Source organism: Haloarcula amylolytica JCM 13557 (assembly GCF_000336615.1).
In the GTDB taxonomy this organism is placed as follows: Archaea; Halobacteriota; Halobacteria; order Halobacteriales; family Haloarculaceae; genus Haloarcula; species Haloarcula amylolytica.
Map to the genome: position 1 here is coordinate 272,858 of NZ_AOLW01000035.1, position 12,519 is coordinate 285,376.

The 12,519-nt window shown below is 58.0% G+C and carries 8 protein-coding genes; 5 read left to right on the forward strand and 3 right to left on the reverse strand.

The annotated features are described in order from the left end of the window. Positions 1-2,181 (forward strand): LUD domain-containing protein, encoded by a 2,181-nt coding sequence (locus C442_RS15210; protein WP_008311943.1) that lies wholly within the window; start codon positions 1-3, stop codon positions 2,179-2,181. Between the two features lie 207 nt (positions 2,182-2,388). Here C442_RS15210 and C442_RS15215 read toward each other — a convergent pair whose 3' ends face one another. The 3 genes from C442_RS15215 to C442_RS15225 all read right to left on the reverse strand — a co-directional run bounded on the left by C442_RS15215 (position 2,389) and on the right by C442_RS15225 (position 6,704). Further along, positions 2,389-3,738 (reverse strand): DUF362 domain-containing protein, encoded by a 1,350-nt coding sequence (locus C442_RS15215; RefSeq protein WP_049943024.1) that lies wholly within the window; start codon positions 3,736-3,738, stop codon positions 2,389-2,391. Positions 3,739-3,863: 125 nt separating this feature from the next. Beyond that, entirely contained in the window at positions 3,864-5,198 is a 1,335-nt protein-coding gene (locus tag C442_RS15220) for a glycerate kinase type-2 family protein (RefSeq protein WP_008311946.1), read from the reverse strand. A gap of 582 nt (positions 5,199-5,780) precedes the next feature. Then, on the reverse strand, positions 5,781-6,704 hold the full coding sequence (locus C442_RS15225; RefSeq protein ID WP_394324896.1) for an NAD-dependent epimerase/dehydratase family protein: 924 nt from the start codon (positions 6,702-6,704) through the stop codon (positions 5,781-5,783). Positions 6,705-7,059: 355 nt separating this feature from the next. Here C442_RS15225 and C442_RS15230 point away from each other — a divergent pair, with 355 nt between their 5' ends. The 4 genes from C442_RS15230 to C442_RS21055 all read left to right on the forward strand — a co-directional run bounded on the left by C442_RS15230 (position 7,060) and on the right by C442_RS21055 (position 12,439). After that, the gene (locus C442_RS15230; RefSeq protein WP_008311950.1) at positions 7,060-8,379 is read left to right on the forward strand and encodes a glycosyltransferase family 2 protein; all 1,320 of its coding nucleotides are present in this window, start codon (positions 7,060-7,062) and stop codon (positions 8,377-8,379) included. 219 nt (positions 8,380-8,598) lie between these two features. Further along, positions 8,599-9,879, forward strand: a complete 1,281-nt coding sequence (locus C442_RS15235; protein ID WP_008311952.1) for a nucleotide sugar dehydrogenase — start codon at positions 8,599-8,601, stop codon at positions 9,877-9,879. Between the two features lie 169 nt (positions 9,880-10,048). Further along, positions 10,049-11,164 carry a non-hydrolyzing UDP-N-acetylglucosamine 2-epimerase gene (gene wecB, locus C442_RS15240; RefSeq protein ID WP_049943026.1) on the forward strand — a complete coding sequence of 372 codons (1,116 nt, stop codon included), beginning with the start codon at positions 10,049-10,051 and terminating at the stop codon, positions 11,162-11,164. Positions 11,165-11,461: 297 nt separating this feature from the next. Continuing rightward, on the forward strand, positions 11,462-12,439 hold the full coding sequence (locus C442_RS21055) for a DUF1616 domain-containing protein (RefSeq protein ID WP_080504321.1): 978 nt from the start codon (positions 11,462-11,464) through the stop codon (positions 12,437-12,439). The last annotated feature ends 80 nt before the right edge of the window (positions 12,440-12,519 follow it).

Genomic DNA, 12,519 nt, shown 5'->3' on the forward strand with positions numbered 1-12,519 from the left:
ATGGCGACCGCCGACGAACTCCGTGAACTGATGCGGACCGAGGGCGCGGCAGTCGCGGAGAACACCCAGGGGTTCAACACGGGGCGCTACGACTCTGTCGCGGATTTAGAGGACTACGAGGCACTCAAGCGAGCGGCCCGGAGTATCAAGGAGGACGCCATCGAGGAACTTCCAGATCTCCTCGACCAACTGACGGAGACCGTCGAAGCGAACGGGGGAACGGTGTACATCGCCGACGACGCCGCCGACGCGAACGACTACATCCGCGGCGTCGTCGACGAGCGAGCGGCTGACCGGGTCGTCAAGAGCAAGTCGATGACCAGCGAGGAGATCGAGGTCAACGACGCGCTCGAAGCCGACGGCGTGGACGTAGTCGAGACGGATTTAGGCGAGTGGGTGTTGCAGGTGGCTGACGAAGCCCCTTCCCATATCGTCGCTCCGGCGATTCACAAATCACGGGAGAGCATCGCGGAGCTGTTCAACAAACAGTTCGATCCTGACGAACCGCTCGAGACGGCTGAGGAACTGACCCGCTTCGCCCGGAAAAAGCTGGGCGAGCAGATCATCGACGCGGAAGTCGGCATCACCGGCGCGAACTTCGTCACTGCCGATACCGGGACGATGGCGCTGGTCACCAGCGAGGGCAACGCCCGCAAAACCGTGGCCGCGACAGACACGCACGTCGCTGTGGCCGGCGTCGAGAAGGTCATCCCGACGGTTGGAGCCCTCCACCCGTTCATCGAACTCATCGGTCGGTCGGGCACCGGCCAGGACATCACGTCGTACGTCTCCTTGTTGACCCCGCCGGTCGACACCCCGGTCGTCGATTTCACCGACGACGAAACGCCGCTGTCGGAGTTTGAGTCCGACCGCGATTTCCACCTCGTACTCATCGACAACGGCCGGCTGGAGATGCGGGACGACGAGCACCTCCGGGAGACGCTGTACTGCATCCGGTGTTCCGCCTGTTCGAACTCCTGTGCGAACTTCCAGAGCGTCGGCGGCCACGCCTTTGGCGGCGAAACGTATTCGGGTGGCATTGCGACGGGCTGGGAGGCCGGCATCGAGGGCCTGGATGTGGCCGAGGAGTTCAACGACCTCTGTACCGGGTGTACGCGCTGCGTGAACGCCTGCCCGGTCGGTATCGACATCCCATGGATCAACACCGTCGTCCGGGATCGGATCAACCGCGACAAGGACGCCCCCGGAGAGTGGCTCGTCGACGGCCTCACGCCCGACGAAGCGGACGACGGTGCGCCACTGCAAAAGCGCTTCTTCGGCAACTTCGAGACTGTCGCAAAACTCGGCAGCGCCACCGCGCCGGTGTCGAACTGGCTGGCCGACACGACAGTTGCACGGCAAGCGATGGACCGAATTCTGGGTATCGACCCCCGACGTGACCTCCCGACGTTCGAACGGGAGACGCTCGTCGACTGGGCCGCCGCCCGCGACTCAAAGGTCACAGATCCCGAACGCCGGGCAGTGCTCTACCCGGACCTGTACACGAACCACGTACAGGTCGAGCGCGGCAAAGCCGCCGTGAAGGTGCTCGAATCGCTGGGCGTCGACGTGGTGGTCCCACCGGCACCATCCAGCGGCCGCGCGCCGCTGTCACAGGGAATGGTCGCGACGGCAACCGACCACGCCGAACGGGTCACGGAGACGCTCGAACCTCATATCGAAGACGGCCGCGATGTGGTCGTTATCGAACCGAGCGACCACGCGATGTTCACACGGGAGTACGAGCGCCTCCTCGACGAGTCGGCGTTCACCGACATCGCGGAGAACAGTTACGAGGTGTTCGAATACGTGTTCGGGCTGCTCGACAACGGGGGGTCCGTCGATTCGCTCTCGACCGTCACCGGCGCTGAAATCGCGTACCACAGCCACTGCCAGCAGCGGACGCTCGGGCTCGAAGCTCACACTGTCGCTGTGCTCGAAGAGTGTGGCTACGACGTCGTCACGTCTGACGTGGAGTGTTGCGGTATGGCCGGGAGCTTCGGGTACAAGTCCGACTACTACGAACTGAGCATGGACGTCGGCGACCGACTCCGGACGCAGTTGCGCGACGACGGTGTCCAAGACCGCCCCGTCGTCGCAAGCGGGACGTCCTGTCTCGAACAGATCGACGCCCTGCTGGAACGGCAGCCGCGCCATCCAATCGAGCTGTTGGCGACATAAACTGAGAACCGCGTGTGGGCAAGGAAACAGCCCCTAACGCGTGTACGGCCGTTATTTATCCCGTCTTTATACCTCTTGCGCGTGTTGGGCTACGTATTGGAATGGACACCACGACCCGAGATGTCGTGTGTTCCGCTGGGACGCGTGCGTCTCGTGACTTGTCCTGTCCACGGTCTGCAGTGCACGTATACAGGTCCGCAACGACAGCTACTCGCGGAGCGACGGCGCGGCGAGCTGTCCGTTGTCGAACTCGATCGGCGACGGCGCTTCGACGACTCGGAGGTCGTCACGGTCGCGTGCGGCCTCGATCAGCGCGGGTGACGCGTAGAGCTGATGGAGATGCATCGTGTCGGCCGCACGGAGCACACGAACTGTGTCGGTGTCCACGACTCCAATCGTCGACAACGCGGCGACGATGCCGGCGCGGTCGGTTTCGACCACCGGCGGTACTTTCACCCCGCGAATCGTGCTCGCGGTGAGCGCGTTGATGAGCGACGTCTGCGCGTCGAGTTCCGCGACGACGTCTTCGTGGACGACATCCGCAGAACCGACGCCCATCGCGTTTCCGTGTGTCTTCTCTGTCAGCCCGCGGGTGAAGATGCGCTTGACCTCCGGCGTCTCGGGAGCCGGCTCGTTTATCGAGAACGGCCGGCGGCCGATGACGTTGGTATCGAGCCCCTGGCCGCTGATCTCCTTCCCCTGGCGGTCGAACATCACGAGATCGAGATCTTCGAACGGGAGCTTGGGCATCAGTTCGTAGGCAGTCTCTAACAGTTCCGCCTCGCGGTCGAGGAAGCCACTCGGCGGCACGCCCTCTATCAGCGTCGTCTCGTCGTGCTGGTCCTCGACGATTGCGACGCCGCCGACAATCGGCAACTCGTCGAGCAACTGCCCGGTGATCTCTGGAATCATCCGCCGGAACGACCAGTCGACGGCCCACTTGTGCGCGATCTGTGCGCCGCGTTGCTTGCCCATGCCGATGACGAGCATCTTCGAGAGCCCGCTCTCGACTGGCCCGTCGAAGTCCGTATGCGGTTTGACGCGGTTGATGGGAATGATTGCATCAGCCGCCACGGCGTTGTCGTCGGCGACGACAGGTACGTCCCGGTCCGGCGTTCGCCCGACCTCGACCACGTCCATGGTCGACCGGATTTCACAGCCGATAGCCGACTCGGTCACGCCGAGTTCGTTCAGCATCGTTCGCTGGCCCTCGCCGGTAGCCCCACCGTGGCTCCCCATGGCCGGGAAGACGAACGGCTCGTAGCCGGCGTCGGAAACTGCGTCGACGACACCGGCGACAATCGTGGGCAGGTTCGCGATACCACGGCTGCCGACGCCCAGCGCGACTTCGCCGCCTTCTGGCACGTCGGCAAAGGACAGGGATTCGACCGCCCGGGCCGCGTGTGTTGCGACGTCGTCCGGCGCTATCGGGTCCGTCTCCCAGTTCTGTTCGATGATGCCGAGTTCGGGGAGCGGCGGGTCGCCACAGGCATCGACGATTGTTTCTTCCGGAACGGAGAGGGCGTCCGCCGCGATCTGTTGATCGGATGCGTTCATACGCAGCATATCAGACTGTCTGTTGATAAACGTGAGCCACGGATCGAACGGTACTGCCCTTCCATCGTGATGCGGCAGTCCGGTAGTACCACTCGAAAATAGCCACCGTGTCTCGGGGGCCGGCATTACTCGCTCGGGTCTGGGATAACGAGCACGGCCACGTCGTTGACGTTCGTCCCGGTCGGCCCGGTCTCGACTGTCGCCTCGATTTGAGAGAGGTACGAGCCGGCGTCGTTTGCGAGAAGCGCGTCGCGGGCCCGTTCGCGGTCGTCGACGACGGTCGCGTCAGCGATAGCCCCGGCCACGTCGGAGCTCCCGTCTTCGCCGTCAGTGTCGACGGCGGCGATGACCGCGTCGCCGTCGTGGACCAGTGCGCCGGAGAGGACGAACTCCTGATTGGGGCCGCCTTGTCCACCGTCCCCGGTCACGGTCACAGTCGTTTCGCCGCCGGCGAGGAGGACGGCCGGCGGCTCGACGGGTGTTCCCGTCGCCGTAGCTTCTTCGGCGATAGCGACGAGCGGTTTCGCCACCTCGCGGGCTTCGCCGCGCAGGCGAGACGTGAGCACGAGCGGTTCGTACCCGGCTTCCCGTGCGACAGCAGCGGCGGCGTCAAGTGCGGTTGCGTTGTCCCCGATGAGATGGTTCGTGACCCGGTCAAAGACCGAATCGCCGGGAAACGGTGTCTCCGATATTCGGCCGTCTCGTCCGGCTTCGAGGTGGTCTCGAACGGCCGGCGGTGGAGTGAGATCGTACTGAGCAAACACGTCAAGGGCGTCCTCGTAGGTGGCTTCGTCCGGAACTGAGGGCCCGCTACCGATGGTCGAGAGGTCGTTCCCGACAACGTCGCTGATCAGTACCCCGGCGACAGTGGCGGGAGCCGCGCGCCGTGCTATCTGCCCGCCTTTCAGGTCCGAGAGGTGCTTCCGGACCGCGTTGATCTCTTCAATCGGGACGCCACCACTCAGGAGTCTGTCGGTCGTCGTCTGGAGATCGTCCAGCGTCAGGTCCCCGGCCGGAGCCGACAGAAGCGCGCTGGCTCCGCCGGTCAGGACAAACAGCACGAGCGTGTCTTCGTCGGCGTCGTCGACGATTTCGAGAATATCGATGGTCGCCTCAACGTTCCGGTCCGACGGTAACGGGTGGTCTCCGACGGAACTCCGGACGGTTTCGGTGTCGATAGCCTGCTCGACGACGACGTGGCCGCCGCTGAGGGAGTCGCCGAGAATGGATTCGAGCGCGCGGGTCACGCCACTCGTGGCTTTCCCGCCGCCGACAACAACGACATCGGTGTAGTTGCCGAGGTCGTACGTTGTCTCACCGACTGTCAGCGTCTCACCGACGCGGCTGACGACCGACCTAGTGGCCACTTCTGGCGCAGCCGCGGCCACGGCGGCCTCGATACAATCGAGTGCCACCTCGCGTGCAGCGTTGGCAGCCAGTGCGGCCCGGTTCTGAATCATACAACTGTTTCCATCCGAATCGGTAAAAGTCCCCTCGGTAGCAGGGGTCAGCGAGCGTTGTCTGCCGCGATGAGATACCATCCCTACCGATAATGTGATCATTATATAGCTACTGTTTAAAACCGTCCCAATATACCCCAGCCCTGCTGGAAGCTCCGTCCGAAGATATTCCCGAGTAAGGGTACTTGTAACCGAGTGGATTGCCCAGTTAGAACTGGGTAGAGGCCAAGAAATAGAGCATTGTGACATTTCCTGTTACAGTCAGCGTCCGATGCACCTCCGTCCTCATCGTACCGGTATCCACCTCTCAACTCTCCGGGCTACTCCAGTCGCCAGTTCTCGGTGTATTATATTGGGCTGGTTGAGCAAGCCAAATGTTTTGGATCAGGACCAGTGGTAGACGTTGTTTTATATCATTACGTATGGATTATCTGTATCCTTCATACGGACATCACTGAATCGATGAAGCAAGCAAGTATCTACATCTTTGATATCGAGATCAAATAACTGGCCTGAATGTGGATATCTTACTATACTTGTACATATATTTGTACATATAACTCGATCAGCAACCGGCGGCGTTTATTCCCCTTCAGCACTGAGCGTCGATTCAAGCCCTTTTTCGAGCGACACTGTTGGTTCATATCCCAGCAGTGTGCGTGCGTCACTGAGATCTGCTTCGCTCTCCTTGATGTCATCTGTGCGTTCAGGGACGTGTTTTATCCCCACATCCGTTCCAACGACATCTCGGACGGTTTCGGCGAGTTCGTTGATAGAGATACTTCGTCCAGTTCCGACGTTGAACGGCCTGCCGATAGCATCCGTTGTAGCTGCAAGCAGGTTTGCACGTACGACATCATCGACGTGGACGAAATCTCGCGTCTGTTCCCCGTCACCCTCGATTGTGAGCGGGTTGCCCGCCTGCGCCTGCCGGATGAAGGTGCCGATGACACCGGCGTACTCCCCGTCAAGCCCACGCGGCCCGTAGACGTTGAAGTATCGTAACGGAACTGTCGGCAGGCCGTACCGTTCTGTGTAAAACTGCGCATACTGTTCACCGAGATGCTTCTCGATTCCATATGGAGTGCGTGGGTCGGCCGGCTCCGCTTCTCTAATCGGGACTGTATCGGGATTGCCGTATACGGCGGCACTTGAGGCGAGTACGACCCGTGCATCCTGCCGTCGAGCGCAATCGAGAACGGTGACGGTTGCCGACCCGTTGAGCTCGTGACAGTCGACCGGCTGCTCGATTGACTCGGGGACACTAACCATCGCGGCCTCATGAAAAACTATGTCGACGTCGTCCATCGCTTCGCTGACTGTTTCCGTATCTCGTATGTCACCCTCAATTACAGTCACATCCTCCGGGAGGTTTGCTCGCCGTCCCGTCGAGAAGTTATCAAGGACTCGAACATGGTTCTCCACCGCTAACGCTGATGTTAGATGGCTTCCAACGAACCCACCACCCCCGGTAACTAGCACCCGACAATTGCTGACATCATTCATCGACATGTCATTCGAAGACGCGGTTTTCATGTTTTAAGTTATTCGTAGACATACGTCTCCTTTCCCGAGCGAGTCATCTCGATCTCATAGAGGCTGTACCGAACTAAACCCGTCTGATACCGTAGCGGCCATGCGTTGTATCCCCACCTCAGACTATACTTTGTTACCTGCTTTTTGCGGATAATACAGGATTGGGGCAATCTCGGAAAGCTGGGAATAACAATGTGATAACTCGTTCACAGCAGAGCACAACGGAGTCCACTACTCGCCACAATGATACCACTATACGTACTGGAGCGTGTGGGCAACCACACCGAACGACCGCCATCGAGAGCGGTTCCGGAGTGGGACTGAGATGTCGGATAGAATCCAACAATCACCCGCTAATGACGGTATCCGCGAGGTTTCCAAGAACTTGCCCGCGGTGGGACTAGTCGCGACCGAGTCGAACGCTGAGTGGATCGCGGCTGAAATCCTTCGCATACACTCACGGGCACACCAAGCAATCGTTACAGCTGCTGTTGATGCTGACCTTCAGGCACTCACTTTTGCCCGGTGGCTTGATGCAGAGGTGGTTCTCCCTTCTGGAAACTGGGCTGAGACCGATACCCCTCGCGAGCGGTTGCGTCTGTTCGCTAAGCAAGCTGGGTATCCGGGACTCCTGTACCATGGTGAAGAGAAGGGGTCAGTTAATCTCTCGGCAAGCCGCGAAGCCCTGGAGAATACCGAGAAATTCACAGTCGAAGCCCGTCTTGAGCCCGTCACGGACCCGGACCCGACTGTCATGGTCGGAATTCCCGCGTACAACGAGGCGGCGACGATTGGGGCAGTAGTGGAGTCAGCTAAGAACTATGTCGACACCGTTCTGGTGGTCGACGATGGGAGTACTGACGACACCGTCGAAGTCGCAGCGGCGGCCGGTGCGACAGTGTATGAGCACGACCGTAACATCGGGTATGGCGGTGCCCTCAACAGTATTTTTGACCAAGCTAGCCGTGGTGACGCCGACTACTTGGTCATACTCGACGCAGACGGGCAGCACGACCCCAGTGACATCCCGGAATTAATCGAACAACAGCGGAAATCCGGGGCGGAAGTTGTCATCGGCAACCGGTTTGATGAGGATGCAGACACCGAGATACCGTTGTACAGGCGGTTTGGCCTATTTGCGGTTAACCTCATGACAAACCTCAGCCTCGGAATCCTCAAGCCGGCAAATCAGATCAGCGATACACAGAGCGGATTCCGTGCGTATAGTACAGAGGCTATAACCTCGCTCGCTGAGGACAACTCAATCGGAGACCAGATGGATGCGAGTACCAATATTCTGTACCATGCTCACTCAAATGGCTACCAGATCACAGAGGTTCCGACGACGATAGATTACGACGTGGAGACTTCTAACAACCTTGGCCCAGTTGAGCATGGCCTCACGCTCGTTGGAAACATTATTCGGACGGTTGAGCGAGAACATCCGATTATGTTGCTCGGCGTGCCTGGTGTCTCCTGCGTTCTGATCGGATTTGTGTTTACTTACCTTACGATGTTCAACTATCTTCAGTCCGGAACTTTTCCACTTGGACATGCTCTGGCTAGCACTACCTTCACAATTATTGGCATCCTCGCAGCCTTCACTGGAATCATTCTCCACTCCTTAGAATTATACCGACAATAGCTGGCAGTTCAAGTATTCAACGGACAAATTAGGGTTCGTATCTTTCTTTCTCAGGTGTTGGTTTACCAGAGTATTTGATTTTTGATTGGGAACAACTTCTGCATAACAAAGGGTAACCTATATGATTCGTACGTCAATGGAGCACGAACCCATATCAGACTATCTGGAACGGGGACAGCGCTACGAGTCAATGATCAAACTACGGGAGGCACTGGAAATATGACTATCTGCGTCCATGGGCTCGGCTATATCGGGCTTGCAACCGCATCGCTGTTCGCCAACGAAGGCACCGATGTCATTGGTTTCGATGTCAACGAAGATGTAATAGATCGCCTCCACGAGGGTGAGCCCAAAGTCAGCGAGTCGGAGCTTGAGTCGTACATTCAGGATGCGTTAGAGTGTAATCTAACGCCGAGCCGTCGCCCCCAACCCGCTGATGTGCATATCATCTGCGTTCCAACACCGTACGACGAACTGAACGATGAGGCGGATCTGACCTACGTGAAGGACGCTGGGCGAAACGTGGCCAACGTTCTCAGGCCTGGCGACACCGTCATTCTGGAATCAACAGTGCCGCCGGGAACAACTACCGGAATCCTGGCGCCGATCATATCACGAAGCGATCTCAATATCGGTGAACATGTCCACTTGGGGTACACGCCGGAGACGGTGATGCCGGGGAATACGCTCACAGAACTCCGAACCAACGATCGAATCGTTGGAGGTGTTGATGAGGCCTCGGTTAGCGCTATCAAGTCCCTCTACGAACCGCTTACCACCGGAGAGATACATGTCGCCGCTGACCCAACAACCGCCGAGTTCGTGAAACTCGCACAGAACGCTGAGCGAAACGTTAGTATCGCGTATGCTAACACGCTCGCTCTCCTTGCAGAGAACTACGGCATCGATGTGCGGTCTGCGATCAACCTCGCAAACAACCATCCGCGGGTTGATATTCTGAGTCCAGGTCCAGGGGTAGGTGGACACTGCCTTCCTGTCGACCCACGGTTCCTGAGCGATGGCTCTGGTGCAACGGAGCTGATCGATATAGCGAACCGAGTCAACGGCAGGATGCCTGAACACGTTATCAGATTACTCGAGGACGCTATCGACTCGCTCGAAAATAAGACTGTAGCTGTCCTTGGAATAACATACAAGGGTAACGTCAGCGACACTCGAAATAGTCCAGGCTTGGAAATAGCCCAGTTGCTCGGTAATGTCACGGTGGATACACGCCGGGCCATGGATGGGGGTTGGAACGAGGGATCAGTCACTATTCACGACCCACGGGCGACGGACTCCAGACTACAGCTCGTTACGCTCGATACAGCAGTAAATGGCGCTGATGCAGTGATATTCGGGGCAGCACACGATGAGTTTGCAGAACTTAACCCGGCAGACATTCGGTCGAAGATGACGGGCCGAACCGTGATTGACCCGGTCGATGTAATCGACGTGGATCACTGGACTGAGCACGGGTTCGATGTCCGGACAATCTGAGTCCTTCTACGAATACCATTCTGTTAGTAACAACTCCCTCGCGGTCGGCTGGCCATCATCAACGGCGTAGGAGGCCCATAACAATCCTGTTGACGACTCACGGAACCGCTATGAAACCTGATCGGGTGGCACTATTGTCAGAATTTCGCCCTACGAGACGAGGACAACAATGACTGACAGCACTGTGGGTTTCGTCCTTGGAACGCGTCCCGAGATTATCAAGTTAGCCCCGGTAATTCAGGAGTGTCACCGACGTGGCGTCGACACACATATCATCCACACTGGGCAGCATTACTCAGATTCGCTGGATACCGTCTTTTTCCGACAACTCGGATTATCACCGCCAGATACGAACCTCGAAATCGGATCTGACGATCACGGGGCTCAGACTGGTGCGATGCTCGCTGGTATTGAGAAAGAACTTCAAGATGCCGAGCCAACGGTGGTGTTTGTCCAAGGGGACACGAACTCGACTCTCGCAGGTGCATTAGCGGGGAGCAAGATAGATGTCGACGTAGCCCACGTCGAAGCTGGGCTTCGGAGTTTCGATGACGACATGCCCGAAGAGACGAACCGCGTCATCATCGATCACATCTCCGATTACCTCTTTCCCCCGACCGCCGAGACAGCGGTGTTGCTCCGAGACGAAGGGGTCCCCGAGGACCGCATCACAGTCACCGGAAATACGATCGTCGACGCAGTCGAAACCTTTGATGATGAAGCCGCAGACAAAAGTCAGATTCTGAGTGAACTCGGCCTTTCCGAAGGGCAGTTCGACCTATTGACTGCTCACCGGGCGGAAACAGTTGACGACCGGGAAGCCTTCGAGCGGATTCTCAGCGGCGTTGCACGGGCAAGCGCTCAAGCGGACCGGGAGGTCATCTACCCAATCCATCCCCGAGCGGAGGATCGCCTCGAAGAGTTCGGTATCGCAGTCCCCGATCAAGTTCGTCTTATCGAACCACTGGGGTTCTTCGATTTCCTCAGATTAGAGAGTACAGCAGACTTGGTGTTCACCGATTCAGGTGGTGTCCAAGAGGAGACGAGCATCCTCGGGACACCGTGTGTGACGCTCAGGTATGGAACTGAACGCCCTGAGACGGCGTTTGTCGGTGCGAACTGCGTTGCCGGCCGGGAGCCGAGTAGTATCACTGCAGCGGCGACACAGATGCGCGGAAAGGCTGAGGATTGGACGACGCCTTTCGGAGATGGGACAGCCGCCATTCAGATACTCGATTCAGTTTCGGAACTCCCCGTCAGGGAAGCAGTCACAGCGCCCGAGTGACCGGCCGGCAAGCACTGTACGTCCGGTTCTGATTCGGGTAGTTTCTCGAGTACGAATTGACCGCTCTTCAACGACTTGTTTGACCAAGGATAGGGAAGAACGACCAAATCTGTACAACTGGAAGAGCGTGTTCTGTCTGGTTGCTTTCCCGGTGGTAATTCACCAATTGACAACAGGTTACTCCCCATCCAATGAGCTTATTTTGGCCAGATTCCGGACGGGAACTCTTGGCACTAATCGGTTACATGCACTGGTAGTAACTGTCTAATTTTATTACTACGACCGCACCAAGCGATAATGACTACTGATGCTGATGCGAACATGGAGACGGAGACGCTCCCGATCGATCTTCTGTTGGTCGGACTCCTCGGATTCTGGCACCTCGGCGTTGCCCAGGGATATTTCGAACAGTCTCCCGCAGGGGTTTTTTTGGGGTTGGGGGCGGTACTTGTTGCACCGGGATACGCTCTAGTTGCGCTTCTATTCCCACGAGGATCTTCCGAGTCTGGTGGACTGTTTGACAACCGGGAAGGACGAATATCTGCCGGTGAACGACTTCTCCTTGCAGTCGGGAGCAGTGTCTGTATAGTTCCACTATTGGGGCTCGGGTTAGTCTTGGGCTCGCTTGGTGCGACTACCGGATCGTATCAACTCTCTATCGGAGTCACGACGGTACTCCTCACGTTTGCTGCAACGATCCGACGGGCGCGAATGCCATCAGATGTGCGTTTCAGTCCCCTGCGGTGGATGACAACTGTACGGAGCCGAGCGTTTTCAACACCGTCTGGGGGTGTTCCGACGATACGCATTTTGCTTGTATTTGGGCTTCTTCTCTCCGGTACCGGTATTGGGTACGCGGCCATATCGACTGAACGGGGTGAACAGTTTACCGAGTTTGCGCTGGTAACTGAATCCGCCGACGGAGAACCCATAGCGTCTGAGTATCCGTCACAGATCCCGCTCGGCAGTTCTCGGACTGTTCAGGTCTCCATCGGCAACCATGAAGGCCAAGAACTAAACTATACTGTTGTTGTCATTGCGCAGAAAATCGAGGACGGCAGTGTCCTGGCCACTGCACGGATTGACCGATTCAGAAACCGTGTCGGGGCGGGTGACACTCTCAAGCGGCCACACGAACTGTCCCCCACGCTGGTCGGTGATCACATTCGAGTTTCATACCTCCTCTACCGCAATGAAGCACCAGTTGGGGCGAATCCTCGTCCCGAGAACGCGTACCGCCGCACACACATCTGGGTTAACGTCACCAGTGGCTGATAGCATAGGCTCGAGCTCCGCAAGACCAAGCTATAGTAACAATTGAAACGATGTACACACTGATCGTACTGCCGTCGTGC